This is a genomic window from Agrobacterium sp. RAC06, assembly GCF_001713475.1.
In the GTDB taxonomy this organism is placed as follows: Bacteria; Pseudomonadota; Alphaproteobacteria; order Rhizobiales; family Rhizobiaceae; genus Allorhizobium.
In genome coordinates, this window is the sequence record NZ_CP016499.1 from 3,149,701 (window position 1) to 3,174,160 (window position 24,460).

28 protein-coding genes are annotated in these 24,460 nt (G+C 61.0%); 17 read left to right on the forward strand and 11 right to left on the reverse strand.

Features of this window, described 5'->3' with window-relative positions:
* Nucleotides 1-9 precede the first annotated feature (9 nt).
* Nucleotides 10-1,275, forward strand: a complete 1,266-nt coding sequence (gene ispG / locus BSY240_RS15100) for a flavodoxin-dependent (E)-4-hydroxy-3-methylbut-2-enyl-diphosphate synthase (protein WP_054150331.1) — start codon at nucleotides 10-12, stop codon at nucleotides 1,273-1,275.
* Nucleotides 1,276-1,351: 76 nt separating this feature from the next.
* Nucleotides 1,352-2,017 (forward strand): OmpA family protein, encoded by a 666-nt coding sequence (locus tag BSY240_RS15105; RefSeq protein WP_069042843.1) that lies wholly within the window; start codon nucleotides 1,352-1,354, stop codon nucleotides 2,015-2,017.
* A 56-nt stretch (nucleotides 2,018-2,073) separates the two neighbouring features.
* On the opposite strand, the gene BSY240_RS15110 is transcribed toward BSY240_RS15105, so the two are convergent.
* The 3 genes from BSY240_RS15110 to BSY240_RS15120 form a co-directional block, all read right to left on the reverse strand.
* The gene (locus tag BSY240_RS15110; RefSeq protein ID WP_069042844.1) at nucleotides 2,074-2,706 is read right to left on the reverse strand and encodes a LysE family translocator; all 633 of its coding nucleotides are present in this window, start codon (nucleotides 2,704-2,706) and stop codon (nucleotides 2,074-2,076) included.
* A 62-nt stretch (nucleotides 2,707-2,768) separates the two neighbouring features.
* Nucleotides 2,769-3,824, reverse strand: a complete 1,056-nt coding sequence (hisC, locus tag BSY240_RS15115) for a histidinol-phosphate transaminase (RefSeq protein WP_069042845.1) — start codon at nucleotides 3,822-3,824, stop codon at nucleotides 2,769-2,771.
* Nucleotide 3,825: 1 nt separating this feature from the next.
* Nucleotides 3,826-4,740: a polyprenyl synthetase family protein gene (locus tag BSY240_RS15120; RefSeq protein WP_069042846.1), complete on the reverse strand. Its 915-nt coding sequence runs from the start codon at nucleotides 4,738-4,740 to the stop codon at nucleotides 3,826-3,828.
* A 213-nt stretch (nucleotides 4,741-4,953) separates the two neighbouring features.
* Between BSY240_RS15120 and mtgA the strand changes: the two genes are divergently transcribed.
* From mtgA to BSY240_RS15140, 4 genes are all read left to right on the forward strand, one after another.
* Nucleotides 4,954-5,619 (forward strand): monofunctional biosynthetic peptidoglycan transglycosylase, encoded by a 666-nt coding sequence (mtgA, locus tag BSY240_RS15125; RefSeq protein ID WP_236759381.1) that lies wholly within the window; start codon nucleotides 4,954-4,956, stop codon nucleotides 5,617-5,619.
* A gap of 72 nt (nucleotides 5,620-5,691) precedes the next feature.
* Nucleotides 5,692-6,339: a glutathione S-transferase family protein gene (locus BSY240_RS15130; protein ID WP_069042848.1), complete on the forward strand. Its 648-nt coding sequence runs from the start codon at nucleotides 5,692-5,694 to the stop codon at nucleotides 6,337-6,339.
* Nucleotides 6,340-6,495: 156 nt separating this feature from the next.
* Nucleotides 6,496-6,681: a 50S ribosomal protein L32 gene (gene rpmF / locus BSY240_RS15135; protein ID WP_006724402.1), complete on the forward strand. Its 186-nt coding sequence runs from the start codon at nucleotides 6,496-6,498 to the stop codon at nucleotides 6,679-6,681.
* A 133-nt stretch (nucleotides 6,682-6,814) separates the two neighbouring features.
* Complete coding sequence (locus BSY240_RS15140) at nucleotides 6,815-7,210, forward strand: hypothetical protein (protein ID WP_054150337.1); 396 nt, start codon at nucleotides 6,815-6,817, stop codon at nucleotides 7,208-7,210.
* Between the two features lie 39 nt (nucleotides 7,211-7,249).
* Here the strand turns inward: BSY240_RS15140 and phaR are convergent, their stop codons facing one another.
* Nucleotides 7,250-7,828 (reverse strand): polyhydroxyalkanoate synthesis repressor PhaR, encoded by a 579-nt coding sequence (gene phaR / locus BSY240_RS15145; RefSeq protein ID WP_054150338.1) that lies wholly within the window; start codon nucleotides 7,826-7,828, stop codon nucleotides 7,250-7,252.
* A 224-nt stretch (nucleotides 7,829-8,052) separates the two neighbouring features.
* Here phaR and BSY240_RS15150 point away from each other — a divergent pair, with 224 nt between their 5' ends.
* The 3 genes from BSY240_RS15150 to BSY240_RS15160 all read left to right on the forward strand — a co-directional run bounded on the left by BSY240_RS15150 (nucleotide 8,053) and on the right by BSY240_RS15160 (nucleotide 10,527).
* The gene (locus tag BSY240_RS15150) at nucleotides 8,053-9,234 is read left to right on the forward strand and encodes an acetyl-CoA C-acetyltransferase (RefSeq protein ID WP_054150339.1); all 1,182 of its coding nucleotides are present in this window, start codon (nucleotides 8,053-8,055) and stop codon (nucleotides 9,232-9,234) included.
* Nucleotides 9,235-9,382: 148 nt separating this feature from the next.
* Nucleotides 9,383-10,108 (forward strand): beta-ketoacyl-ACP reductase, encoded by a 726-nt coding sequence (locus BSY240_RS15155; RefSeq protein WP_069042849.1) that lies wholly within the window; start codon nucleotides 9,383-9,385, stop codon nucleotides 10,106-10,108.
* 65 nt (nucleotides 10,109-10,173) lie between these two features.
* Nucleotides 10,174-10,527 (forward strand): YunG family protein, encoded by a 354-nt coding sequence (locus tag BSY240_RS15160; RefSeq protein ID WP_069042850.1) that lies wholly within the window; start codon nucleotides 10,174-10,176, stop codon nucleotides 10,525-10,527.
* A gap of 210 nt (nucleotides 10,528-10,737) precedes the next feature.
* Here the strand turns inward: BSY240_RS15160 and BSY240_RS15165 are convergent, their stop codons facing one another.
* The 3 genes from BSY240_RS15165 to BSY240_RS15170 are packed head-to-tail and all read right to left on the reverse strand — an operon-like array spanning nucleotide 10,738 to nucleotide 12,195.
* Complete coding sequence (locus BSY240_RS15165; RefSeq protein WP_054150342.1) at nucleotides 10,738-10,992, reverse strand: glycine zipper domain-containing protein; 255 nt, start codon at nucleotides 10,990-10,992, stop codon at nucleotides 10,738-10,740.
* 41 nt (nucleotides 10,993-11,033) lie between these two features.
* Nucleotides 11,034-11,186, reverse strand: a complete 153-nt coding sequence (locus BSY240_RS23710; RefSeq protein WP_076396891.1) for a DUF3309 family protein — start codon at nucleotides 11,184-11,186, stop codon at nucleotides 11,034-11,036.
* Nucleotides 11,119-12,195 (reverse strand): alpha/beta fold hydrolase, encoded by a 1,077-nt coding sequence (locus BSY240_RS15170; protein WP_069042851.1) that lies wholly within the window; start codon nucleotides 12,193-12,195, stop codon nucleotides 11,119-11,121. Before BSY240_RS15170 ends, BSY240_RS23710 begins: the two co-directional genes overlap by 68 nt.
* A 354-nt stretch (nucleotides 12,196-12,549) precedes the next feature.
* Between BSY240_RS15170 and BSY240_RS15175 the strand changes: the two genes are divergently transcribed.
* The 4 genes from BSY240_RS15175 (at nucleotide 12,550) to BSY240_RS15190 (ending at nucleotide 17,485) form a co-directional block, all read left to right on the forward strand.
* Nucleotides 12,550-15,588, forward strand: a complete 3,039-nt coding sequence (locus tag BSY240_RS15175) for a helicase-related protein (protein ID WP_054150344.1) — start codon at nucleotides 12,550-12,552, stop codon at nucleotides 15,586-15,588.
* A complete protein-coding gene (locus BSY240_RS15180; RefSeq protein ID WP_054150345.1) occupies nucleotides 15,588-15,998 on the forward strand; it encodes an RNA-binding S4 domain-containing protein in 411 nt (136 codons plus the stop codon). Before BSY240_RS15175 ends, BSY240_RS15180 begins: the two co-directional genes overlap by 1 nt.
* A gap of 192 nt (nucleotides 15,999-16,190) precedes the next feature.
* Complete coding sequence (fdxA, locus tag BSY240_RS15185; protein ID WP_054150346.1) at nucleotides 16,191-16,529, forward strand: ferredoxin FdxA; 339 nt, start codon at nucleotides 16,191-16,193, stop codon at nucleotides 16,527-16,529.
* A gap of 383 nt (nucleotides 16,530-16,912) precedes the next feature.
* Nucleotides 16,913-17,485 (forward strand): CarD family transcriptional regulator, encoded by a 573-nt coding sequence (locus tag BSY240_RS15190; RefSeq protein WP_054150347.1) that lies wholly within the window; start codon nucleotides 16,913-16,915, stop codon nucleotides 17,483-17,485.
* Nucleotides 17,486-17,622: 137 nt separating this feature from the next.
* Here the strand turns inward: BSY240_RS15190 and BSY240_RS15195 are convergent, their stop codons facing one another.
* The 3 genes from BSY240_RS15195 to BSY240_RS15205 form a co-directional block, all read right to left on the reverse strand.
* Nucleotides 17,623-18,360 carry a Bax inhibitor-1/YccA family protein gene (locus BSY240_RS15195; protein ID WP_054150348.1) on the reverse strand — a complete coding sequence of 246 codons (738 nt, stop codon included), beginning with the start codon at nucleotides 18,358-18,360 and terminating at the stop codon, nucleotides 17,623-17,625.
* Nucleotides 18,361-18,536: 176 nt separating this feature from the next.
* Nucleotides 18,537-21,083, reverse strand: a complete 2,547-nt coding sequence (locus tag BSY240_RS15200) for an ABC transporter permease (RefSeq protein ID WP_069042852.1) — start codon at nucleotides 21,081-21,083, stop codon at nucleotides 18,537-18,539.
* Nucleotides 21,080-21,793 (reverse strand): ABC transporter ATP-binding protein, encoded by a 714-nt coding sequence (locus BSY240_RS15205; RefSeq protein WP_150127478.1) that lies wholly within the window; start codon nucleotides 21,791-21,793, stop codon nucleotides 21,080-21,082. The genes BSY240_RS15200 and BSY240_RS15205 overlap by 4 nt, the downstream gene beginning before the upstream one ends.
* 74 nt (nucleotides 21,794-21,867) lie before the next feature.
* Here BSY240_RS15205 and BSY240_RS15210 point away from each other — a divergent pair, with 74 nt between their 5' ends.
* Complete coding sequence (locus tag BSY240_RS15210; protein ID WP_069042853.1) at nucleotides 21,868-22,515, forward strand: arylesterase; 648 nt, start codon at nucleotides 21,868-21,870, stop codon at nucleotides 22,513-22,515.
* Between the two features lie 66 nt (nucleotides 22,516-22,581).
* Entirely contained in the window at nucleotides 22,582-23,175 is a 594-nt protein-coding gene (gene thpR / locus BSY240_RS15215) for an RNA 2',3'-cyclic phosphodiesterase (protein ID WP_054150352.1), read from the forward strand.
* On the opposite strand, the gene BSY240_RS15220 is transcribed toward thpR, so the two are convergent.
* Nucleotides 23,124-23,582 carry a low molecular weight protein-tyrosine-phosphatase gene (locus tag BSY240_RS15220; RefSeq protein WP_069044000.1) on the reverse strand — a complete coding sequence of 153 codons (459 nt, stop codon included), beginning with the start codon at nucleotides 23,580-23,582 and terminating at the stop codon, nucleotides 23,124-23,126. The genes thpR and BSY240_RS15220 overlap by 52 nt on opposite strands.
* A gap of 28 nt (nucleotides 23,583-23,610) precedes the next feature.
* Between BSY240_RS15220 and BSY240_RS15225 the strand changes: the two genes are divergently transcribed.
* Nucleotides 23,611-23,913 carry a 4a-hydroxytetrahydrobiopterin dehydratase gene (locus BSY240_RS15225; protein WP_069042854.1) on the forward strand — a complete coding sequence of 101 codons (303 nt, stop codon included), beginning with the start codon at nucleotides 23,611-23,613 and terminating at the stop codon, nucleotides 23,911-23,913.
* Between the two features lie 69 nt (nucleotides 23,914-23,982).
* Nucleotides 23,983-24,363 carry a YkvA family protein gene (locus tag BSY240_RS15230; RefSeq protein ID WP_054150354.1) on the forward strand — a complete coding sequence of 127 codons (381 nt, stop codon included), beginning with the start codon at nucleotides 23,983-23,985 and terminating at the stop codon, nucleotides 24,361-24,363.
* Nucleotides 24,364-24,460: the final 97 nt, after the last annotated feature.

The following is a 24,460-nucleotide window of genomic DNA, read 5'->3' on the forward strand; positions in this document are numbered from 1 at the left end:
GAAACAGCCATGACCGCACCCCTGATCCCGCCCGCCGATGCCTTTGACCCCAAACCGCGCCGTTCGTCGGTCGCGGTGGAAGTGGGTGGCGTCATCATCGGTGGTGGAGCTCCTGTCGTCGTTCAGTCGATGACCAATACCGATACCGCAGATGTCGATGCGACCGTTGCCCAGGTTGCTGCCCTCTACAAGGCAGGCTCCGAGGTCGTCCGCATCACCGTCGACCGTGACGAGAGTGCCGCTGCCGTTCCAAAAATCCGCGAGCGCCTGCTCCGGCTCGGCATGGACGTGCCGCTGATCGGCGATTTTCATTACATCGGCCACAAGCTGCTCGCCGATCACCCGGCCTGCGCCGAGGCGCTCGCCAAGTATCGCATCAATCCCGGCAATGTCGGCTTCAAGGACAAGAAGGACAAGCAGTTCGCCGAGATCGTCGAGATGGCGATCCGTTACGACAAGCCTGTCCGCATTGGGGTCAACTGGGGTTCGCTCGATCAGGAGCTCTTGACCCGGCTTATGGACGAGAACGCTGCCAATGGTTCGCCGCTTTCGGCGCGCCAGGTGACGCGTGAGGCGATCGTGCAATCCGCGCTCCTGTCGGCCGAGCTTGCCGAAGAGATTGGCTTGCCCCGTAACCGCATCATTCTCTCGGCCAAGGTCAGCCAGGTGCAGGACCTGATCGCCGTCTATTCGATGCTCGCCGAGCGCTCGAACCATGCTCTGCATTTGGGGCTTACCGAGGCCGGCATGGGCTCGAAGGGCATCGTCGCCTCGTCCGCGGCCATGGGCTACGTGCTGCAGCATGGTATCGGTGATACGGTTCGCGTGTCGCTCACCCCGGAACCGAATGGTGATCGGACCCGTGAAGTCCAGGTTGCCCAGGAACTGCTGCAAGTCATGGGCTTCCGTCAGTTCGTGCCTGTTGTCGCGGCCTGTCCGGGTTGCGGTCGCACGACATCGACGGTCTTCCAGGAACTCGCCCAGAAGATCCAGGACGACCTGCGCAAGAACATGCCGGTCTGGCGTGAAAAGTATCCGGGTGTCGAGGGCCTGAACGTTGCGGTCATGGGCTGCATCGTCAATGGTCCTGGCGAAAGCAAGCATGCCGATATCGGCATCTCGCTTCCGGGCACCGGGGAAAACCCGGCGGCTCCCGTGTTCATCGACGGCGAGAAGGCGATGACTCTGCGCGGCCCGAACATCGCAGCCGATTTCGAGGCGCTGGTGGCAGACTATATCGAGAAGCGTTACGGCCAGAAGTCGGCGGCTGAGTGAGCTTGCTGGCCAACTTTTTGTTGCCGCAATTTCACGGTTGACGGATTATCAGCCGAATCCTGGAGGGACACCGAGCATGATCAAGAAGATCGCCATTCTCGCGCTGTGCGCGACCTATCTGAGTTCCTGCACCACGACCGACCCCTATACGGGGCAGCAGAAGGTGTCCAACACGGCGGGCGGCGCGGCGCTGGGCGCTGCCGTTGGCGCGCTCGGTGGCCTCGCTGTCGGCGGTTCGCCGGAAGGCCGCCGCAACGCAGCCCTCATCGGTGCCGGTATCGGTGCGCTGGCGGGTGGTGCCATTGGCAATTACATGGACCAGCAGGAAGCCGAACTGCGCGCCCAGCTGCAGGGAACCGGGATCTCGGTCACCCGCGTCGGCGATCGCATCATCCTGAACATGCCGTCGAACATCACCTTCAACACCGATCAGGATGCGGTCATGCCGCAGTTCTACCCGACCCTGAACTCTGTCGCGATCGTGCTGCGCAAGTTCGACCGGACGCTGATCGATATCAACGGTCACACCGATTCGACCGGCAGCCAGGCCTATAACCAGGGTCTGTCCGAGCGCCGCGCCATGTCGGTTGCCGGCTATCTCAACAGCCAGGGCGTCGACCCGCGCCGTGTTTCGGCTGTCGGCTTCGGCCCGAACCAGCCGATTGCATCCAACGCGACACCGGACGGCCGTGCGCAGAACCGCCGCGTGGAAATCCAGATCTCGCCGCTTACCCAGGGCTGATCTGCCATTGAAACACTTTCGAGAGGCGCCGCAGCCCATGCGGCGCCTTTTTCGTTTCAGCGGAAGGTCAGCATCTTGACGCCTGCGGTCGCAAACAGGACCGCCAGCGTTCCATCGATGTAACGACGCGCCGCGCGGTAGATGCGCAGTGCCCCGGGCGTTGAGAACAACAATGCGTAGCCCATGAAGACAATGAAGCCGGTCATAAGGCAGCCGCAGACGATGATCGCAACGGCAACCGGTGTGGCATTGGCCGGCAGGCCGAGCGAGATGATGGCGAGCCAGGCAAAGATCGCCTTGGGGTTCGTCAGGTGGATCGCATAGCCCATCAGAAAAGTGCGTTTCAGGCTCGAAGCGGCCTTGGTCAGGGAAAGCGGGTCAATGCTGCTCGCGGCGGAGCGGAATGCGCGCCAGGCGAGATAGAGCAGATAGAGCCCTCCGAGGATCCGCATCAGGATCAGCGCCTGCGCATATTGCGACAGGACCGCGGCCAGCCCTAGGGAGGCGGCAATCGCCCAGGTCATCGATCCGCAAAAGATGCCCGCCGCAATCGTCAGGCCGTGCCTCCGTCCCTGGCCAAGCGAGGCGGAAGCGATCGCCATGGTGGCCGGACCGGGGCTCAAGACTGCCACGAGGTAGACGAGATAGGCGGTCACGACCTGAGGCCAGTGTTGCAGGATTTCAGTCACGGGCACGCTCCGGCTCTCACTAAAGTTGCAGGAGCGTAGCGCTTTCCGGCGCGGACGACACGTCAGATGATTTGATCGATCGCGTCCAGAAACTGATGGCATTCCTCTGTCGTGCCGATTGTCACGCGGAGGAAGTCCGAAATGCGCGGCTTGTTGAAGTGGCGAACTAGGACCGCTCGCTCACGCAGACCTTTTTGCAGAACGGCACCCTGATGCGCCGGATGGCGGGTGAAGACGAAGTTCGTCGATGACGGCAGGACCTCGAAGCCACGGGTCTCTAGCGCCTTTGTCACCATGTCGCGGTTGGCGATGATCTTGCTGCGTGCCTCGTCAAACCACATCTCGTCCTCGATCGCCGCGGTTGCAGCGGCCTGGGCCAGCATGTCGACGGGATAGGAGTTGAAGCTGTCCTTCATCCGCTCCAGCGCCTCGATCAGCGGCCGCTGGCCGAGCGCAAAGCCGACGCGCAGGCCTGCGAGCGAGCGGGATTTCGAGAAGGTCTGGACAACGAGCAGGTTGTCGTAGCGCGGAATCAGCGAAGCTGCCGTCTCTGCGCCGAAATCGACATAGGCCTCGTCGATCACCACGACCTGATCAGGGTGCGAGGCGACCAGCTTTTCGATCTCAGACAGCGGGAGAGCGATGCCGGTCGGGGCGTTGGGATTGGCAAGGATGATTGCACCGCAAGGGCGGTCGTAATCGCCGATACGCACGCGCAGGCCCTCGTCCAGCGGGATCTCCTCGACCTTGACCTCGAAGAGACGGGCATAGGTCTTGTAGAAGCTGTAGGTGATGTCGGGATAGAGGAGCGGCGCGTCGTGCTTCAGCAGGCCTGCGAAGGTGAAGGCCAGCACTTCATCAGAGCCGTTGCCGACGAAAACCTCGTCCATGGTCAGGTCGAAGCGCTTCGCGATGGCCTCGCGCAGGGCCGTGGACGCCGGATCGGGATAAAGGCGCAGACGCTCACCGGACGTGGCTGCGATCGCGTCCAGCACCTTCTGCGAGGGTCCGTATGGGCTCTCATTGGTGTTGAGTTTGACCAGACCCGGGATTTTCGGCTGTTCGCCGGCGACATAGGGTTCCAGTGCGTGGACGGCGGACGACCAGAAACGGCTCATGCTATTTCTTCCTGTATGCGATGAAATGGGCGGCTTCCTTGAGCGGCTCGGCCTGTTCGCCGTAGGGCTCAAGGAGTGCGTTGGCTTCGGCGACCAGCCGGTCGAGTTCGGCGCGGGCCCAGTCGGTGCCCTTGAGGCCGACCAGCGTCGCCTTGCCCTTGGCCGCGTCCTTGCCTGTTGCCTTGCCAAGGGTGGCGGCATCCGAGGTAATGTCGAGCAGATCGTCGGCCAGCTGGAAGGCGCGGCCGATGATTTCGCCAAAGCGGCGCAGGCGATCGCGGTCTTCCGCCAGGCGACCGGCGATGATGGCGCCTGCCTCACAGGCAAACCGCAGTAGCGCGCCCGTCTTCATGGCCTGCAGCGTCACGATGCCTGCTTCGTCGGGCTGATCCGTCTCGGCAGCGAGATCAAGCATCTGGCCACCAGCCATGCCGCCGATTCCGGCTGCTCGTGAGAGCTCGAGGACAAGGGCGAGTTTGGCTGTGTCGGGCAGGGGTGTTTCCGGTGAAGCGATGATGTCGAAGGCGTAGGTCAGCAGACCATCGCCGGCGAGGATCGCGGTTGCTTCGTCATACTGTCTGTGAACCGTCGGCTTGCCGCGGCGCAGGTCGTCGTCGTCCATGGCGGGCAGATCGTCATGGACGAGCGAATAGCTATGCAGGCATTCGAGCGCACAGCCGACCTGAAGGGCTGCCTCTTCGCTTCCGCCGAAAAGGCGTGCCGCCTGCATCACCAGATAAGGCCGAAGGCGCTTGCCACCGTTCAGGGCGCCGTAATGCATGGCCTCGATCAGCCGCCGGGGGCGAGCGACTTCCGCCGGACGCGGCGTTGCGTCCAGCAGGATGTCCAGCCTCGCCTCGACGAGTGTGGCGTGGGCGTTCAGGCTTTTTTCAAAGGCATCGGCGCTCTTGGTCATTCCGGCTATTTGGCACGCTACCCCTGGTCAGGCAACGGGAAATTGAGCCGGGGAAAGAGGCGGAAGCGCGCACCCAGACTGGTCATTTGCCAAGAGGGCGGCTATGAGGGGCCATCATCGATCACGGACCCCACTTCATTGACACTGGAAGTCGAGGCATTGGAGCAAGACGAGAAGTTTGCGCCCGAGAAGAAGCGGCGGCGTCGGCCCCGGATCGTCCGGGCCGTGCTCATTGCACTCTTCATCTTCCTCGCCGCGCCTTACCTTCTCATTCTGCTCTATCGTCTGGAGTTTGTCCGGCCGGTCTCGACGCTGATGCTGGCGGATCTCGCCACCTTGCAAGGCTACGATCGTCGCTGGGTGGAGTTCGAGGATATCTCGCCGAATGTCGTGCGGGCCGTCATGATGTCGGAGGACGGCCAGTACTGCAATCACGGCGGGGTGGACTGGACCCAGCTGCAGTCCGTGATCGACGACGCAATGGCGGGTGAGGCGACGCGCGGCGCCAGCACGATCCCGATGCAGACAGCGAAGAACCTGTTCCTGTGGAACGGTCGCTCTTTCATTCGCAAAGGCCTCGAACTGCCCCTGGCGCTGGCGCTGGATGCTGCCTGGCCGAAGGAGCGGACGATGGAGATTTATCTCAATGTCGCCGAATGGGGTCCGGGTATCTACGGCATCGAAGCGGCTGCGCAGCATCACTTCAAGACGTCGGCCGCGAAGCTCAGTCGCCAGCAGGCGGCCCTTCTCGCCGTCTCCCTCCCCAATCCGATCGATCGTGTCGCGAGCAAGCCGGGGCCGGGTCTGAGGCGTCTGGCCGGGGTCGTCGATCGTCGTGCGCGCGCCTCGGGTGATTACATCACCTGTCTTTATGGCTGAGATCAGAAGCTTTCGTTGGTCGGAACCACTCCCTCGCGTCTAGGATCGGTTCTCGACAACGCGGAGCGCGCCATGGACGACCTGATCCTCTACATCGCCAACAAGAACTACTCCTCCTGGTCGTTTCGGCCCTGGATCGCGATGACGGCCGCCGGCATACCGTTTCGCGAAGAACTGATCCCCTTCGGGCCGGGTGCCACGCATCCTCAGTTCCGTGAGCTTTCGCCGACGGGCAAGGTGCCTGTGCTGCATCACGGCTCTGTCCGGGTCTGGGAATCGCTCGCCATCATCGAATATGTCGCCGAGCTCTATCCCGATGCCGGGCTCTGGCCTGCGGATCGCGAGAGCCGGTCGCTCGCGCGATCCATCTCGATGGAAATGCTATCCGGGTTCCGAGCCTTGCGCAGCGCTTGCCCGATGAACCTGCGGCGGCCCGTGAGGGCGATCCCGTTGCCCGAGGGGGTGGCGGCCGATGTCGCCCGCATCGAGGCGATCTGGCGGGAGATGCGGAAACGGTCGGGCGGGCCCTTCCTGTTCGGCGCCTTTTCCGCGGCGGATGCCATGTTCGCGCCTGTCGTGAATCGCTTTGCAGCCTACGATCTGGTAGGAGATGCAGAGACGGCCGCCTATATGGATGCCATGCGAGCGCATCCGGCCTGGCGTAGCTGGGAGACGGCGGCACTTGCTGAACCCTGGATCGTGCCCGAAGACGAGGCCTGAGCGGGCCTCGGTTAGATTCGAAAAAAGTGGCCCGGGGTCTGGTCAAACCGACTTCGGGCATGTATAAGCCCGCCAAATTCCGAGTTCGAGACGTGTTCTGTCCGGTCTCATAGAGGCCGAATAAACCCGTCTTGCCCGTCACGTGGAGTAACGAAAATGGCTGTACCAAAAAGAAAAACAAGCCCGTCCAAGCGCGGTATGCGCCGCTCTGCTGACGCGCTGAAGGCATCGACTTATGTCGAAGACAAGAACTCCGGCGAACTGCGCCGCCCGCACCATATCGATCTGAAGACCGGTATGTATCGCGGCCGTCAGGTTCTGACGCCGAAGGAAAGCGCATAATTCCTGCGCTTTGACTGACTAGTTTGAAGGGCCGGCGCTTGCGCCGGCCTTTTCATTTGTCATTTGGCATAGTTAAATTGCGCCGCGCCCGCCGCGGAGCCGGACGGGATCGCAGTGCAAGGAAGGATTCCGCATGCTGATTGCCGTGCCGCTGATGATCGTTCCCTTCATCTTCTACAACGCCGTGATGCTCGGAAGCGGGATTGCCGCCTTCTCGACAGTGATCATGACCGTGCCGATGCTGTCGGGTGCCGTCTGGACGATGACGCTCGGCGATCTCGTCATCCTGTCGGCGCTGATCGCCCTGTTTTTCGAGGTGTTGAAAGCGACGCTGAGTACCCGGGGGTCGCTGATGAACCACATGTTTTCCATGGTGGTCTTTATCGGCTTTCTCGTCGAATTCCTGCTCGTGCGCGACGCAGCAACGCAGCTGTTCTTCAGCCTGATGGTCATCGCCTTCATCGATGTCGTTGCAGGCTTCACGATCTCCAATCGGGCCGCCGGACGGGACGTCTCGATCGGGCTCTGATCCCCAATATGAAAAAGGCCCCTTCCGGGGCCTCGCTCTTCAAAGATTGTCGAGTTTGTTCTGCAGGGAGCGCAACTGCTCCTTCAACTCGTCGATATCCTTGGCTTCCGCCTTCTTGGTTTCCTTGGCTGGCTGCTGGCCACCGAGGAAGGGCGAGAACATCTGCATGGCCTGCTGGAACATATCGGTGTTGCGTTTGACCTGCTCCTCCATCAGCTGGATCGGCATCTGCAGGTTCTTGGACAGTGGATGGTCACCGAAGGCCTTGGTCATCTGCTCGCGCATCTGGGTCTGCTGTTCGGTGAAGGCTTTCATCGAATGCTCGAGGAAGCTCGGGACGACCATCTGCATCTGATCGCCATAGTAGCTGATGAGCTGGCGCAGGAAGGAGATCGGCAGCAAGGTATTGCCGGTCTTGGATTCCTGTTCGAAGATGATCTGGGTCAGGACGGAATGCGTGATGTCGTCACCGGACTTGGCATCCTGCACAACGAAATCCTCGCCCTTCTTGACCATCTTGGCGAGGTCCTCAAGGGTGACGTAGGTGCTGGTCCCGGTATTGTAGAGGCGTCGATTGGCGTACTTCTTGATAACGATTTCGCCATCGGCTTTGGCCATTTCTGTCTCCTAACCCGTCGTTTTTCGATTGTTTTTGCTCTTCCCGAAGTCAAGTGTAAGCGCAAATTCAGTCCGGTGACAATCTCTTTGTGCGATGCAGGATCGGCATTTGACGAAAGACAGGAAAGCGCAACCAAAGAACGAGAATGTCGGGCTTATCTTGTTTGACACCGGCGGCAGTCTTTGTCAGTTTCTCCTCAATCACAAAACCCGAGGAGACCTCCATGAGCACCCCGTCCATCGTTATCGCGAGCGCTGCCAGAACCCCGGTCGGATCTTTCAACGGGGCGTTGTCATCCGTCGCAGCACATGATCTCGGCGCCATCGCCATCAAGGCCGTGCTGGAGCGCGCCGGCGTGGAGGCGGGTGAAGTCGACGAAGTCATTCTCGGGCAGATCCTTACCGCAGGGCAGGGCCAGAACCCGGCTCGCCAGGCAGCGATGAAGGCCGGTATTCCGCAGGAGGCGACAGCCTGGGGTCTCAATCAGCTCTGCGGTTCCGGCTTGCGTGCCGTCGCCATCGGCATGCAGCAGATCGCGACAGGCGACGCGAGGATCATCATTGCCGGCGGGCAGGAATCGATGTCGATGGCGCCGCACTGCGCGCACCTGCGCAACGGCACAAAAATGGGCGACCTGAAGATGGTCGACACCATGATCAAGGACGGCCTTACCGATGCCTTCTACGGATATCACATGGGCACGACCGCGGAAAATGTTGCCCGGCAGTGGCAGCTGACCCGTGACGAACAGGACGCCTTTGCGGTCGCTTCGCAGAACAAGGCGGAGGCCGCCCAGGTTGCCGGCCGTTTCAAGGACGAAATCGTTCCTGTCATCGTGCCCGGCCGCAAGGGCGACGTCACTGTCGATCAGGATGAGTACATCCGCATCGGTGCGACGCTCGAAAGCATGCAGAAGCTGAAACCCGCCTTCGACAAGGAAGGCACGGTCACCGCCGGCAACGCATCCGGTATCAATGATGGTGCGGCGGTCGCCCTGCTGATGACCGAGGCCGAGGCTTCGCGTCGTGGTATCGCGCCGCTCGCCCGTGTCGTCTCTTGGGCAACCGCAGGTGTCGATCCGAAGATCATGGGCACTGGCCCAATCCCGGCGTCGCGCAAGGCGCTTGAGAAGGCCGGCTGGAAGATTTCCGATCTCGACCTCGTTGAAGCCAACGAAGCCTTTGCCGCACAGGCCTGCGCCGTGAACAAAGATCTCGGCTGGGATACCTCGATCGTGAACGTCAATGGTGGCGCGATCGCGATCGGCCATCCGGTCGGCGCGTCCGGCGCCCGCATTCTCAACACGCTGCTGTTCGAGATGAAGCGTCGCGGCGCCAAGAAGGGCCTCGCCACGCTGTGCATCGGCGGTGGCATGGGTGTTGCCATGTGCCTCGAGGCATTCTGATCCGGCCTCTTCGAATGGCGGCCGTTCGCCCTTGACCCGACGAATTTCCATCCCGGCTCTTGGCCGGGATGGGCAAGTCATGCCGTTGCGACGGGAACGCGACGGTGATCCAGATGGGAACCCATAGAAGAAGAACGGGGAGGACAGCATGAGCAGAGTGGCTTTGGTAACCGGTGGCACGCGCGGCATTGGTGCTGCGATTTCGGTCGCCTTGAAGAATGCAGGCTACAAGGTCGCGGCGAACTTCGCCGGCAATGAAGAGAAGGCCAAGGCCTTCGAAGCCGAGACCGGCATTCCAGTGCTTAAATGGGATGTCTCCAATTACCAGGCCTGCGTCGACGGTATCGCTGCGGTTGAGGCTGCACTCGGTCCGGTGGAGGTGCTCGTCAACAATGCCGGCATCACCCGCGACGCGATGTTCCACAAGATGACGCCCGAGCAGTGGGGCGAGGTGATCAACACCAACCTCACCGGTCTCTTCAACATGACCCACCCGGTCTGGACCGGCATGCGTGACCGCAGCTTCGGTCGCGTCATCAACATCTCCTCGATCAATGGCCAGAAGGGCCAGATGGGGCAGGCCAACTATTCCGCGGCGAAGGCCGGCGATCTCGGTTTCACCAAGGCGCTCGCCCAGGAAGGAGCCGCCAAGGGCATCACCGTCAATGCCATCTGCCCGGGCTATATCGGGACTGAGATGGTGCGCGCCATCCCGGAAAAGGTGCTGAACGAGCGGATCATTCCACAGATCCCGGTCGGTCGTCTCGGCGAGCCCGAAGAAATCGCCCGTTGTGTCGTGTTCCTTGCCTCCGACGATGCAGGCTTCATCACCGGATCGACGATTTCCGCGAATGGTGGGCAGTTTTTCGTCTGAATTACGATGAGGTTTCGACTTCAAGGCCGGCCTTGCGCCGGCCTTGTTCGTTCCTGGGAAGCGCCATGATCCAATCGGCCGTCGATATGGTGCAATTTGCCGAGCGCCTGACAAAAGCTTGGTCGCGTGAGACCTCCAGCCTTTGGTCATCGGACAATCCGGCAAGTGGCCAGTGTGGTGTCACCAGCCTTGTTGTTCAGGACCTGTTTGGCGGCCAGATCTTAAAGACGCCCCTTCAGCAGGGACCGCACTTCTACAACCTGATTGCCGGTCGCCGCTTCGACTTCACGTCAGTCCAGTTCGCTGAGCCGATCGACTACGATGATCTGCCCTCGGACCGGGAAGAAGCGATGTCCGATACTAATGCGGTACAGTATCGCGCCTCGCGCGGAAGGCTCGGACTTCCTGTTAATGATTGAGCTCAGCAGCTGCGTGCGAAATTCTTAATATCCACCGCTGCATATGGTTAACTGATTGTTATTCCACCATATATAGCAGTGAACAAACCGGGAATACCAATGAGTCCGCGATTCGTCGTCGATTCGTTCCGGCTTTGGTCGACAGGTTAATGCAGGGCACGAAAAAGCCGCCGAACCCTGGGGATCGGCGGCTTTTGTGCAATATGCCTGTTAGCGGCAGCGTGCTTCGTAGGTCTCGCCGTAGCGGTTGCGGTAGACGCAGTAGCCGCGGCGTTCCTGCGAATTGCCGATAAGGGCGCCAGCAACGCCACCTACGCCTGCACCGATGGCTGCGCCACGAACATTGCCGGTCGCCACACCACCGATGACGGCGCCGGAAGCTGCGCCGATGCCGGCACCACGTTCGGTCGCCGTGCAGCCGGCGAGAGGTGCGATCAATGCGAGTGCCAGAAGGGTCTTTTTCATCGTCCTATACCTTTTCTCGTCGAGTTGGAGTTCAGTTCAGGTCAAATGCGACCCATCAACATCAGGATGATGAGGATGAGCAGTACGAGCCCCAGTCCCCCCGACGGACCGTAGCCCCAGCCGCGGCTATAGCCCCAGCTTGGCAGAGCGCCGACAAGAAGCAGAATTAGAATGACGATAAGGATGGTACTCATTTGGACCCTCTCCTGAGCCTGGATGAAAAACAGTTTGTTGTGCCGTCTGAACGCGAGCCGAGACGGTTTGTTCCGTTCGGCGAAGACGGAGACCCATCAGACGGAACAGATCAGCTGCGGGCTTCCCGGCTTGCGAGGTCATGTGGCGCGGCCGCTTCTCCGCGATCGTGGCCATGCCATCAACGAAAGCGCTGATGACCCTTGCCGTCAGGGTCTGGTGCTCGACCATCGGCAGATGACCGCAATTTCTCAGAAGAACCGTCTGCACCTGGGGCAGGAGCTTCGATACCCGCAACTGATGCGCCGAAGGAACGATGGCGTCCTCGGCTCCGACGATATTGAGCACCGGCCGCCGGATCTCGGATAGATCGCTGACCAGGCTTGTTGCCGACATGAAGCGAATGCAGGCTGCGATGTCCTCGGGCCGGGCTTGCTGCAACTGCAGCCGCACTTCTTCCATGGCCGCCACGGCGCGTTCGTTTTGCCAGGGACAACCTTTGTCGAAGACGCATTCTATCGATCCCCAGCGGAATTGCTCGCTGGTGGAGATCCAGCGCCGGAAGAACTGGCGAAACAGGAGAGGGCCTATGCGTGGTACTCGCAACAACTTGGCTGGAAGTCGTTCCTGGCCTTCGAAACGACCGCAGGCAAAGGCGCCGATCAGAACGATGGACTTCACGAGTTCCGGGTAATGCCGGGCGATCAGGAGAGACACGAAGCCGCCGGTCGAATGGCCGATCAGCGTCACCGGCCTGCCGCCGAAGTCTCGCTGGATCGCTTCGGCGTAGGCGGAAGCGACGGCTTCGGGCGTGATCGCCTGGCCTGGCTCCGTTAGTTTCCAGGGATGATGTCCTGGCAGGGCGTAAGCGGCACTGCGCGCCCTTCGCACGACGTCTGGGGAATAGGTGCGCCAGAAGGACGGGGCCATGACCATGCCGTGAATCAGGACAAAGTCCTGCGGCAGGTCGTTAGCTCCAATCCATTCGGCAGGCGGCGGGGACAGTGTCATCAGGTTTCACCTCGGCGGCGCAACGTGAAGCTGTTCGCAATTGTTCCATCTCCGTGTCGTCGTCTCTCGGTGCAGCTCCTTGAGGTCCAGCGTTAACGTAATCCCGCTGCGCTCCTGATTGCGGCTCAAGAACAAAGCCTGAATCTGCCGGAGTCATCGATTCGTCGCTGATTCGTTCCCAGCCTGTTCCGGGTGTGCAAGGCTCTGATCGGACTCAGCTTTCTGCCGAATTCTGGGATGAATGCATCAAGCGCCTTGCCTTTACCCTCCTTCGTCGCCATGTGTTGGCCGAGGGTGCCGGTGTGCGGAAAAGCGCGGTCCCGACTAGCGGAGCGGTCTTTGAATACGCAACCCATGATCCTGAGTGGCCGCGGCGTCAGTGCTGTGCTGGGGCCAACCAATACCGGCAAGACCCATTTTGCCATCGAACGCATGGTCGCGCACGGGTCGGGCATCATTGGTCTGCCGCTGAGATTGCTCGCCCGAGAGGTCTATACGCGCGTGGTCGAGCGTGTCGGCGCACAAAACGTGGCACTCGTGACCGGTGAGGAGAAAATCAGCCCGCCGAAAGCGCGCTTCTCCGTTTGCACGGTCGAGGCGATGCCGCGCGAAACCAAGGCGGCCTTCGTTGCCATCGACGAGATCCAGCTCGCGGGCGATCTGGAGCGCGGGCATATCTTCACCGATCGTCTGCTGCATCTGAGGGGGCGCGAGGAAACCCTGCTTCTCGGTTCGGCGACGATGAAGTCGATCCTCATTCAGCTCTTGCCCGGGATCACCATCGTCGAAAGACCCCGCCTGTCGCAGCTTTTCTATGCAGGCCAGAAGAAGATCACGCGTCTGCCGCAGCGGACAGCCATCGTCGCGTTTTCCGCGGAAGAAGTGTATGCGATTGCCGAGCTGATCCGCCGCCAACGGGGCGGGGCGGCTGTCGTGTTGGGTGCGCTCAGCCCACGGACGCGCAATGCCCAGGTCGGTCTCTACCAGGAAGGCGATGTCGAATACCTCGTGGCGACCGATGCCATCGGCATGGGTCTTAACCTCGACGTCGACCATGTCGCCTTTGCGCAGGATCGAAAGTTCGACGGCTATCAGTTTCGCAACCTCAATCCGGGCGAGCTTGGCCAGATCGCGGGTCGTGCCGGGCGTCACATCAAGGATGGCACGTTCGGTGTGACCGGACGGGTGGCTCCCTTCGATGAAGAGCTGGTCGACCGGCTGCAAACGCATCAATTCGATTCCGTCAAAGTTTTGCAATGGCGGACTGAAAAATTCGATTTCTCGTCGATTGCTGGCCTGCAGAGAAGCCTCGATGCGGTGCCGCGTGTCGAAGGATTGACGCGCGCGCTGCCGGCGACGGATCAGCAGGCGCTGGAGTATCTTTCGCGCTATCCCGAGATTGCCGACATCACCAATCGACCCGAGCGGGTGGAAAAACTCTGGGAAGCCTGCGCGCTGCCCGACTATCGGCGCATTACGCCTGCACAGCATGCTGATCTGATTCAGAGTCTGTATTTTGATTTGGTCAGGCGGGGCACCGTCAACGAGGACTTTCTCGCCGAGCAGGTGCGCCGAGCCGATCGCACCGACGGCGAAATCGATACGCTGTCGGCGCGGATCGCGCAGATCAGAACGTGGACTTATGTGTCGAACCGGCCCGGCTGGCTTGCCGATCCGACACACTGGCAAGAAAAGACGCGGGAAATCGAAGACCGATTGTCCGATGCGTTACATGAACGGTTGACGAAACGCTTTGTTGATCGCAGGACATCTGTGCTCATGAAGCGCTTGAGAGAGAATGCGATGTTGGAAGCTGAAATCAGTGTGAACGGCGATGTCTTCGTGGAAGGCCATGCCATGGGACAACTTGCGGGGTTCCGGTTCACGCCGATCTCCGGCATGGAGGGCCCGGACGCGAAGGCCGTTCAGGCGGCCGCCTACAAGGCGCTGGCGCTGGAATTCGAGGCGCGCGCCGCGCGCCTGCACGCTTCCGGCAATAATGATCTTGCCATCGGCTCGGACGGTCTCGTTCGCTGGCTGGGCGATCCTGTCGCGCGTCTGATCGGGACGGACCACATCCTGCATCCCCGTGTCATACTGCTGGCCGATGAACAGCTGACCGGCATGGCCCGGGATCACGTTGCCGCCCGCATCGAACGTTTCGTCAATCACCATATCTCGACGGTCCTGAAGCCGCTCGACGATCTGTCGCGCGCCGAAGACCTGCAGGGCCTTGCCAAGGGTCTGGCCTTCCAGCTGGTCGAAAACCTGGGCGTTCTGTTCCGCCGTGATGTCGCAGATGACGTCAAGACCCTAGATCAGGATGGCCGCGCATCGATGCGCCGTTATGGTGTGCGCTTCGGTGCCTACCACATCTTCATGCCAGCCCTTCTCAAGCCGGCGCCGGCAGAACTTATCACGCTCCTTTGGGCGCTGAAACATGACGGTCTGGACAAGCCGGGTTACGGCGATCTGATCCCGGTATTGGCTGCCGGCCGCACCTCCGTCGTCACCGATCCGAGCTATGAGCGCATGTTCTACAAGCTCGCCGGCTTCCGGTTCCTCGGCAAGCGTGCAGTGCGTATCGACATCCTCGAGCGTCTCGCCGATCTCATTCGTCCGCTCCTGCAGTGGAAGCCGGGTTCGCCGGCGCGTCCGGACGGTGCATATGATGGTCGTCGCTTCACCACGACGACTGCCATGCTGTCGATCCTCGGTGCGACCCCTGATGATATGGAAGAGATCCTGAAGGGTCTCGGCTACCGTGCGGATAGCGTTTCTGCCGAAGAAGCGGCCGCGTTCCTTGCGGCGCATAGTGGCTCGGCCCCCACGGAGGCCGCAGCTGCCGAAAAGAGCGAAGACGACAGCGTCGACGATGCCGATCAGGCTGGTGAAACGGCAAGCGAAGGCGAAGCCCCTGCGGCCGTTGCCGAAGAGCAGCCCGCAGCAGCAGCGGAAGATGTCGCCTCGGCGGAGCAATCTGCTGAAGCCACCGAGCCGAAGCCGGTACTCCTCTGGCGTCCAGGTGGCCGCAGCGACAACCAGCGTGGGACGGGCCGCCCCGGCGGCGATCGTCGTCCGCAGGGTCAGCGCAACCAGGCGCCGCGTGAAGGCGGCGAGGCTGGTGGCGAGAAGCGTGGCGAAGGTCGTCGTGACGATCGGCGCTCGGACAATCGTGGCGAGCGTCGTGATGACAATCGCGGCAAGTTTGCCGGCAAGGGCGACCGCCAGGATCGTGGCGACCGCAAGGACCGTGGTCCGCGGCCGGAGCGCGACAACAACAAGTCGCAGCCGGCACGCTTCGAGGCGAAGCCACCGCGCAAGGAGAAGCCGCTCGATCCGGATTCACCCTTCGCCAAACTCGCGGCTCTCAAGGAACAGCTGAAGAAGTAATGGACGACAAGCAGCCACCAAGCGGTTCGCGCCAGCGCATCGACAAGTGGCTGTTCTTCGCCCGTGTGGCAAAGTCACGCAGCCTCGCGCAAGAGCGGGTGGCTGCGGGCCATGTCAGCGTAAATGGGCAGAAGGTTCGTCAACCCAGTCATCAGCTCAAGGTCGGCGACCGTCTTGATATCGCCATGCCCGAGCGTGACCTGGTGCTGGTCGTGAAGTTGCCGGGTGAGAGGCGTGGTCCCTACCAGGAAGCGAGGCTCCTCTATGAGGATCTCACGCCGCCGCCCGAGAAGAAGCCCTTCAGTCCATCCGAGCCGGGCGTCCGAGCCCCAGGCGCGGGCCGGCCGACCAAGAAGGAGCGACGGGCGCTGGATGATCTGCGCGGCGAGCCGGATTGGTCTGCTGATTAGAAAATTTCTACAAAGGCGCCCGAATTGAGGGTGTTTATCCTTGCCTTGGCAGGGATTCCGCATTAGCTCACTTGCCGTCCGACAGAAATTTCCGGTAGGGCGCGGGCCGTTCCAAACGGGGTCGTTTTCCCGACGGAACCACCCACGTTCGTCTTTCTCCTGCCGTTCGAGAACGCCATCCTGGAGTGCCGCATGACCTATATCGTCACCGATAACTGCATTCGCTGCAAATACACCGATTGTGTCGAGGTCTGCCCTGTCGATTGCTTCTATGAGGGCGAAAACTTCCTCGTCATTCACCCGGACGAGTGCATCGATTGCGGCGTGTGCGAGCCGGAATGTCCTGCCGAGGCGATCAAGCCCGACACGGAGCCGGGGCTGGACAAATGGCTGAAGATCAATGCGGAATACGCAAAGATCTGGCCGAACATCACGGTCAAGAAGGAACCGATGCCGGAAGCCAAGGAAATGGATGGCGTCGATGGCAAGTTCGAGCAGTTCTTCTCGGACAAGCCGGGCTCCGGCGACTGAGGCCTTTCGGCGCGGCGTCGTGAGATGGAAGCCTGCCCAAAATTCCATCACTTGGCTGCGGATTCGCCGTTGCGTGCGCCATGATTGTGGCGCACTGCACTAAAATATTGATTTCCTCGTCTTTTTGTGATAGCGTCTCGGAACTGTTCCACTTTGCGGCATAGCTATGCCCTGAACCATCACGAAAGCAAACTCACTACCGCGCGATATACGTGACATCGGCGACACTTTTGTGTCGTGTCTCAGTCGCGACGAGGGTGGCGTTTGATTGTGTCGCGGACTGGATCAGGATGACAAGTCTCGCAACCTTGTCGTCTCATCCGGGCCTGACCGACCCGGCGCCGGCATCACGCCGGGAGCAAAACAGGGAGTATTTGAATAGAATGACGACCCAGCAGAAGAAGACTTCCTCGGCACGCCACGGCTTCAAGACCGGCGAGTCGATCGTATACCCGGCCCATGGCGTGGGTACCATCACCACCATCGAAGAGCAAGAAGTCGCCGGCATGAAGCTCGAGCTTTTTGTCATCGATTTCGAAAAGGACAAGATGCGTCTGAAGGTTCCGGTTGCCAAGGCCGTGAGCATCGGAATGCGCAAGCTGTCCGAGACAGATTTTGTCGATCGCGCGCTGAAGGTGGTTCAGGGCAAGGCTCGCGTGAAGCGTACCATGTGGTCGCGTCGCGCTCAGGAATATGATGCCAAGATCAATTCCGGTGACCTGATCTCCATCGCTGAAGTCGTTCGCGACCTCTATCGTGCCGAGAACCAGCCGGAGCAGTCCTACTCCGAGCGTCAGCTCTATGAAGCTGCTCTCGATCGCATGGCACGTGAAATCGCTGCCGTGAACAAGATGTCCGAGACGGAGGCCGTTCGCCTTGTCGAGGTCAACCTTGCCAAGGGTCCCAAGCGCGGCAAGACGATCGAAGAAGACGATACACAGGAAGAAGCGGCGTAAACCGCTTCGACTTTTGGTCATGAAAAAACCTCCGGCGAAATCCGGAGGTTTTTTTGTGCCTGCCGTCGGCCAAAGTCGATTGCCAGGCAAAGAAAAACCCCGCCGAAGCGGGGTTTCCCAGAGCCTGCCTTTAACCGTCAGTTCCGGTTTCCAAGGAAACGCAGGAGGAACAGGAAGAGGTTGATGAAGTCGAGGTAGAGACGCAGAGCGCCCATGATAGCGTTGCGGCCGGCCATCTCGCTCGAATTGCTCTCGTGATAGGACTCCTTGATCGACTGCGTGTCATAGGCGGTAAGACCGGCAAAGATCAGTACGCCGATCACTGAGATCGCGAAGTCGAGGGCCGAGGAGGCCATGAACAGGTTGACCAGCGAGGCGATGATCAGGCCGAAGAGACCCATCATCAGGAACGAGCCCATGGCCGACAGGTCACGCTTGGTGGTGTAGCCATAGAGCGACAGGGCACCGAACGAGGCGGCCGTGACGAAGAAGGTCTGCACGATGCTTGCGCCCGTGTAGATCAGGAAGATCGACGACAGCGACAGGCCCATCATTGCGGCATAGACCCAGAAGGTCGTCTGCGCGGCTGCGACGCTCATCTTGTGGATCCTGAAGCTCAGGAAGAAGACCATGGCGACCGGTGCCAGGATGACCACCCACTTCAGCGGGCTCAGGAAGATCGCCTGGCCGAAAGCCGTGAGTTCGCCGCCGGAAACCGCCAACTGAAAGGTTGCAAAGGCTGCGATACCGGTGATGGCGAGGCCCAATGCCATCAGGTTGTAGACCTTCAGCATATAGGCGCGCAGACCTTCGTCGATCATCGTGGCCGACTGGGTCTGACCCTGACGGCTCTGATAGTTGCGAAGTTCGGACATGTTTTCCTCTCTCAAAGCTTCGATATTGGACAGCAGAGCCCGGATGGCTCCCGCGCCGCTGCGAAGCCCAGCATGCGTGCTTTCAATATGAGAGGTTCCCCCGTCCACGACAAGGGCCACAATCTTAAATCGCGGTAATACTGCGGGCGGCGGGGCCTTGCCCGCCGCATCCGACCTTAAAGCTCGCGAAGGACAGGGGCTGCCTTCTGACCGAGGATGCGCCAGGTTCCGGCCAGACCGATACCGATCGTAACTACCAGCGCGATCACGAGGGTCATCGCTGCGACATCGGGCAGGAAGTTGGACGGCAGCTTCATGATCTGGCTGAGCACGAACCAGGCGATCCCGCCACCGGCTACCAGCGCAAAGAGCGCCGTGGCCGCGCCAAGCAGCATGTATTCGTAGGTGAAGGCGCGGATCAGCATGGCGCGGGTCGCCCCCAGCGTCTTCAGGATGACTGCATCATGGGTGCGTGCCCGGTTGCCGGCTGCCAGTGCACCCGACAGAACCAGGACGGACGCAATCAGCGCGATGGCAGCGGCCGCACGGATCGCCGTTGCCAGCTGTCCGACGAGGCGATCAACGACATCGAGGGCGTCCTTCACCCTGACGGTCGTGATTGTCGGGAACTGTTGTGTGACCGAGCGCAGGATCGAGGCTTCCTCCGCGGAGGTCGCGTCCTGGTCGATCAGCGTCGCCAGCCAGGCATGGGGGGCGCCGGCGAAGGTGTTCGGCGAGAACACCATGACGAAATTCATCGACAGGCTTTCCCATTCGACGGTGCGGAAATTGGCGATCTTCGCCGTGATGTTGCGGCCGAGGACATTGATGGTGATCGTGTCGCCAATCTTCAGGCCGAGCTCGCGCCCTTCCTGCTCTGCAAAGGATACGAGTGGCTCCCCGGTGTAGCCGTCCGCCCACCATTCACCCTCGGTGACGGTGCTGTTTTCCGGTATGTTCTTCGCATAGGTCAGACCACGGTCGCCGCGCAAAACCCAGCGGCCTTCCGGCGGCACCTCGACCTTGGCGACATCGGTGCCGTTGAGCTCGACGATACGGCCGCGCAACATCGGTACCTCGATCAGCTTGCCTTCGGGTGCCATGCCTTCGACGAGATTGCGGAAGCCGTCAATCTCACCGCTCTGGATGTCGACGAAGAAGAAGTTCGGTGCCCGTTCCGGCAGGTTGCCCGTCAGTTCGCGCCGCAGATTGCCATCGATCAGCGCGAGCGCCACGAGCAGGCTGAGACCAAGGCCGAGCGACAGTGTGACTGCAGGGGTCAGGGCGCCGGGGCGGTGGATGTTGCCGACGGCAAGCCTCAAGGCTGCGGAATGGATCGGAGGGCTGCGCTTCGCAAGCCAGGCGATGCCCATGGCAACCACACGGAGCAGCACGAAGCCTGCCGCCATGGCGGCCAGGAAGATCGTCGCGATCCGCTGTTGCTCCGAGGTGAAGATGGCAAGCGCCGCCAGGGCGCCGAGCGCCAACGCCATGGCAAACAGGTATGGCCAGGACGGAAGGCCCGACGCTTCGAAGCCCTGCTCGCGGAACAGTGCTGTCGCCGGCACCTTGCGGGCATGGCCCAGCGGCAGGATGGCAAAGGCAAAGGTGACCAGCATGCCGAAGACGGCCGCCAGAAGAAGTGCGCGCGGATAAAGCGTTGCTTCGGCGGAGATCGGCAGGATGCCGGAGAGATAATTTGCGACGATTGGTGGGGCGATTGCACCGAGCACGAGGCCGGCGAGGATACCCACGGATGCCACCAGAGTGATCTGGATCAGGTAGACCATGACAACGACCGAGGCCGGTGCGCCGACGCATTTCAGAGTGGCGATGACGGTTCGTTTGGAATCGAGGAAGGCGCGAACGGCATTGGCGACGCCGACCCCGCCGACCACGAGCGCCGTGAGGCCGACCAGAGTCAGGAACTGCGAGAAGCGCTCGACATTCTCCGTCAGGGCGGGAGCCGCCCGATCACTGCTGCGGATCGACCATCCTGCCGTCGGATGCTCGGCTTGAGCGCGCTCGCGAATGGCATCTGCCGTCGGTGCGGGCTCGTTATAGCGGATTTTGTAGGCGTGTTCGACGAGGCTGCCGGTCGCCACTAGGCCGCTTGTGAAGAGGCCTTCGCGGCTGGTCAGGAAGCGCGGGGCAAAGCCGAAACCGTCAGAGATCGAATCTGGCTCTGTGACGATCGTGCCGTTGATCCGGAACCGAGCATTGCCGACGAGCAATTCGTCGCCGACCCTCATGTTCATGCGTTCAAGCAGAAGAGGGGCGACAACCGCGCCATAGGCGCCATTGTCCGCAACGAGCAATTCGGAAAGTGGCTGGTCAGGGGCGGCGATCAGTCTGCCATAGAGCGGATAGGCTTCATCAACCGCCTTGATTTCGACCAGTGACTGATCCGATCCGTCCGGCAGGCGGGCCATGGAGCGCAGATTGGTGGTGACGGAGACCGTGCCGAAGCCTTCGAGGAAGGCCAGTTCGTCCGAGGTCGCCTCGCGATTGTCGAGTTCGAAACGAACGTCGCCCGCCAGAAGTGTCCGTCCCTCCGAGGAGATGGCATTTGTGATTGCCGTCGATACGGAGTTCACGGCTGCGATCGCACCGGTTCCCAGCGCAATGCAGGCGAGGAAGATGTAGAAGCCACTTAGGCCGCCACGCAGTTCGCGCAGGGCGATACGGAAGGCAATGGACAGACGCGTGCCGAAGGATGTCATGCGGACACCGAAGCGAGACGGGTCTGCTCGGTTCGGCTGTCTCCGGCGATGCGGCCGGATGCCACCTTGATCTGCCGGGTGCAGCGGGCGGCAAGCGCCGTATCGTGGGTGACGAGGATCAGTGTCATGCCACGTTCCTGCTGCTTGGAAAACAGAAGGTCAGCGATCTGGCGGCCGGTCTCTGTGTCGAGATTGCCGGTCGGCTCGTCTGCGATCAGGACAGCGGGAGACGGCGCGAGCGCTCGGGCGATCGCCACGCGCTGCTGTTCACCACCGGACAATTGGCCGGGATAGTGGCTGAGACGCTCGCCGAGGCCGACGGACTCCAGTTCCTTGCGTGCGATGTCAAAGGCGCCCTTCACATTGGCGAGTTCCAGAGGAACTGCGACGTTCTCGAGCGCCGTCATGTTGGCGATCAGATGGAAGGACTGGAAGACGATGCCGATGTTCTTGCCGCGGAAATCGGCGAGCCGGTCTTCACTCAGGGTGTGAAGCGGCGTGTTGCGAACGTGGATCTCGCCGCTGTCGAGGCGTTCCAGTCCGGCCAGCACCATCAGAAGCGTCGACTTGCCGGAGCCGGATGGCCCGACGATGCCCACGGCTTCACTTTCAGCGATCGAAAGATCGATGCTCTTCAAGACGTGAACGGATGCTGCGGCGTTGCCAAGGGTGAGATCGGCGCTTTTCAGTTCGATGATGCTGTTTCTCACACTCATCCATCCTATATCTGCGGGACTGAAGCTTCGCCGCACTGCGGCATTCTTGCCAATCTAGGGAAGCCACCATGACATTTAAAGCAGTGCTCCTTCATTTCGCCGTGATCCTGCTGGCCACCTTTGCCGGTCCGCGGATTGCTGCGGCCGAACCGCTCCAGCTAGTGGGCCTCGGTGACAGCCTGATGGCAGGCTATCAATTGCCACAGGAAGACGCTTTGCCGGCCCAGCTGCAGCGCGAGCTTGTGGCCAAGGGACATGACGTCGTGATCAGCAATGCCGGCGTTTCTGGCGATACGACCTCCGGCGGGCTGTCACGCGTCGACTGGTCGGTGCCGGAGGGGACCGATGGCGTCATCCTCGAACTGGGCGCCAACGACGCACTGCGCGGTATTCCGCCGGAGCAGACCGAGAAGAACCTGGAGCAGATCATTATCCGGCTGAAAGAGCGGGATATCCCGATCCTGCTCGTGGGTATGCTGGCGCCGCCGAATATGGGTGATGACTACGGCAAGAGGTTCAATGCGATCTATCCACGGCTTGCCGAAAAACATGATCTGCCGCTCTACCCCTTCGTGCTCGACGGCGTGATCACCGAACGCAGCCTGCTGCTCGAGGACGGGATGCACCCGAACACGGAAGGCCTGAAGCTTATGGCAGAACGCATCCTGCCTCTCGCCGAATCTTGGGTGGCAGGCATCAAGGGGCAGTCAAACTAAACGCTTGCGCCTGATGTCATTGCATGATTCGCTGTGAGCACCTGCAAAAGATTCGGGGAGCGCTCCATGCCGAGATTGTTCACTGCCCTCGAAATTCCGCGCAGCGCTGCAATGAGCCTTTCATTGCTGCGCGGTGGTCTCCCCGGGGCTCGCTGGATCGATGTGGAGAATTACCACATCACGCTGCGCTTCATCGGTGATGTAGATGGCCGAACGGCAGACGAAGTCGTCGACAGGCTCGACCGGATCGACCGCCCCGAATTCTCCCTGACCCTGAATGGTATCGGTTCCTTTGGTTCAAAGAAGCCGCATTCGATCTGGGCAGGCGTCTCTCCTGCGCCCGAACTCTTCGCGCTGCAGAGCGAGATCGAGCGCATCTGCCAGCGCATCGGCTTGCCGCCGGACCCGCGCAAGTTCACCCCGCACGTGACACTTGCCCGCTTGAAGGCCTCGCGCGTCGAGGACGTCGTGCACTACCTGAGCGGTCGTGGCAACTTCCACACCATGCCATTTTGCGTTGGACGCTTCGTGCTTCTGTCGTCCCGGGAATCCGTCGGCGGCGGTCCCTATCTCACCGAGGAGATCTTCCCTCTCTACGAGACGGGTGGTTACTCGAATTTCGAGACGACCGCGCAGCAGCCCGAAAAAAGCATGCTGTAGACCCGCTCGAAATCTTCGGTTTCCCCGTAGTAGGGGTCGGGCACATCTTCTTGCCTCCCGAATGCGAGCTCCGCGAAGAGATGCAGGCTGGCTGTCGCGTGCTGCGGCCGAAGCGCCTGCAGGCTTGCCAGATTGCTTCTGTCCATCGCGACCACCAGATCGAACCGGCCGAAGTCCTGGGGCTGCACCTGACGGGCGCGCTGTCGGGAGATGTCGATCCCGTTTGCCGCCGCGGCCTTGATCGACCGGCGATCCGGCGGATTTCCGATGTGCCAGTTGCCAATTCCGGCCGAAGCGATCACGGGCTTTTCGCTGGTCCCTGCGGTAAGGTGGCGGTAGATTCCTTCCGCCAGCGGTGACCGGCAAATGTTGCCCAGGCAGACGAAGAGAATGGATGGTGCCGGCATCGGTTGATCCAGAAGGAGGAGTTTCAGCATGAAATACGAGAAACTGGATACGACGTCCATCGCAGCGCGGTTGGAGGAGTTGCATGGCTGGGCGCTGGGGCGTGATGGTGCCGCGATCGAAAAACACTTCGTCTTCCGCGATTTTCGCCAGGCCTTTGGCTTTATGGCGGAATGTGCGCTGGCTGCGGAAAAGCTCGATCACCACCCGGAATGGTTCAATGTCTATAAAAAGGTCGATGTGACCCTCACCACCCATTCTGCCGGCGGTGTGACGGAACTCGATTTCATGCTCGCCGTTCTCATGGAACTGGCAGCTGCCCGGAACGGATGACGGTGATTGAAATTGCAGGCTGCCATTCACATATGATTGATCGGGTCCGAACGAAAGGATCGATGGGCTATGGATGACGTGAAGATCGGTGAGATCCTGCTTCCCGGCGACGAGGAAACCCAGGAGCGACAGGAAGCGAAGGTTCGTAGCCGTTTTTGGCCGACCTTCAAAAAGGCTGCCCGACAGATACCGTTTTCGCGGGATCTTGTGGCCGCTTACTACTGTGCCACAGATCGCGAAACGCCCTTTCGTGTCAGGGGTATCCTGTTGGCGGCTTTGGGCTATTTCGTCCTGCCAATCGATGTCGTGCCAGATATTCTCGCGGTTGTCGGCTTCACCGATGACATCGCGGTACTCACCACGGCGATCGCCCTGATCAACAGGCATATCAAGGATCGCCACTATGAGGCAGCCGACGTCGTCCTAGCGGACAAGGAGAGGCGGGCCTGAACTTTGCCCCAGGCTGCCTTGATGCCCAAAGCAGCCCAACTCTTGCCTTTTTCTTTCCTTCTACATCATCGGCAGGACCGAGGTCCCAAAACCGTTT

What these genes read in the sequence shown, in the direction of transcription:
- ispG (WP_054150331.1), top strand. Translation starts at nt 10, where the DNA reads ATGACCGCACCCCTGATCCCGCCCGCCGATGCCTTTGACCCCAAACCG.
- BSY240_RS15105 (WP_069042843.1), top strand. Translation starts at nt 1,352, where the DNA reads ATGATCAAGAAGATCGCCATTCTCGCGCTGTGCGCGACCTATCTGAGT.
- hisC (WP_069042845.1), bottom strand. Translation starts at nt 3,824, where the DNA reads ATGAGCCGTTTCTGGTCGTCCGCCGTCCACGCACTGGAACCCTATGTC.
- BSY240_RS15120 (WP_069042846.1), bottom strand. Translation starts at nt 4,740, where the DNA reads ATGACCAAGAGCGCCGATGCCTTTGAAAAAAGCCTGAACGCCCACGCC.
- BSY240_RS15130 (WP_069042848.1), top strand. Translation starts at nt 5,692, where the DNA reads ATGGACGACCTGATCCTCTACATCGCCAACAAGAACTACTCCTCCTGG.
- rpmF (WP_006724402.1), top strand. Translation starts at nt 6,496, where the DNA reads ATGGCTGTACCAAAAAGAAAAACAAGCCCGTCCAAGCGCGGTATGCGC.
- BSY240_RS15140 (WP_054150337.1), top strand. Translation starts at nt 6,815, where the DNA reads ATGCTGATTGCCGTGCCGCTGATGATCGTTCCCTTCATCTTCTACAAC.
- phaR (WP_054150338.1), bottom strand. Translation starts at nt 7,828, where the DNA reads ATGGCCAAAGCCGATGGCGAAATCGTTATCAAGAAGTACGCCAATCGA.
- BSY240_RS15150 (WP_054150339.1), top strand. Translation starts at nt 8,053, where the DNA reads ATGAGCACCCCGTCCATCGTTATCGCGAGCGCTGCCAGAACCCCGGTC.
- BSY240_RS15155 (WP_069042849.1), top strand. Translation starts at nt 9,383, where the DNA reads ATGAGCAGAGTGGCTTTGGTAACCGGTGGCACGCGCGGCATTGGTGCT.
- BSY240_RS15160 (WP_069042850.1), top strand. Translation starts at nt 10,174, where the DNA reads ATGATCCAATCGGCCGTCGATATGGTGCAATTTGCCGAGCGCCTGACA.
- BSY240_RS15165 (WP_054150342.1), bottom strand. Translation starts at nt 10,992, where the DNA reads ATGAAAAAGACCCTTCTGGCACTCGCATTGATCGCACCTCTCGCCGGC.
- BSY240_RS23710 (WP_076396891.1), bottom strand. Translation starts at nt 11,186, where the DNA reads ATGAGTACCATCCTTATCGTCATTCTAATTCTGCTTCTTGTCGGCGCT.
- BSY240_RS15170 (WP_069042851.1), bottom strand. Translation starts at nt 12,195, where the DNA reads ATGACACTGTCCCCGCCGCCTGCCGAATGGATTGGAGCTAACGACCTG.
- BSY240_RS15175 (WP_054150344.1), top strand. Translation starts at nt 12,550, where the DNA reads ATGATCCTGAGTGGCCGCGGCGTCAGTGCTGTGCTGGGGCCAACCAAT.
- BSY240_RS15180 (WP_054150345.1), top strand. Translation starts at nt 15,588, where the DNA reads ATGGACGACAAGCAGCCACCAAGCGGTTCGCGCCAGCGCATCGACAAG.
- fdxA (WP_054150346.1), top strand. Translation starts at nt 16,191, where the DNA reads ATGACCTATATCGTCACCGATAACTGCATTCGCTGCAAATACACCGAT.
- BSY240_RS15190 (WP_054150347.1), top strand. Translation starts at nt 16,913, where the DNA reads ATGACGACCCAGCAGAAGAAGACTTCCTCGGCACGCCACGGCTTCAAG.
- BSY240_RS15195 (WP_054150348.1), bottom strand. Translation starts at nt 18,360, where the DNA reads ATGTCCGAACTTCGCAACTATCAGAGCCGTCAGGGTCAGACCCAGTCG.
- BSY240_RS15200 (WP_069042852.1), bottom strand. Translation starts at nt 21,083, where the DNA reads ATGACATCCTTCGGCACGCGTCTGTCCATTGCCTTCCGTATCGCCCTG.
- BSY240_RS15210 (WP_069042853.1), top strand. Translation starts at nt 21,868, where the DNA reads ATGACATTTAAAGCAGTGCTCCTTCATTTCGCCGTGATCCTGCTGGCC.
- thpR (WP_054150352.1), top strand. Translation starts at nt 22,582, where the DNA reads ATGCCGAGATTGTTCACTGCCCTCGAAATTCCGCGCAGCGCTGCAATG.
- BSY240_RS15220 (WP_069044000.1), bottom strand. Translation starts at nt 23,582, where the DNA reads ATGCCGGCACCATCCATTCTCTTCGTCTGCCTGGGCAACATTTGCCGG.
- BSY240_RS15225 (WP_069042854.1), top strand. Translation starts at nt 23,611, where the DNA reads ATGAAATACGAGAAACTGGATACGACGTCCATCGCAGCGCGGTTGGAG.
- BSY240_RS15230 (WP_054150354.1), top strand. Translation starts at nt 23,983, where the DNA reads ATGGATGACGTGAAGATCGGTGAGATCCTGCTTCCCGGCGACGAGGAA.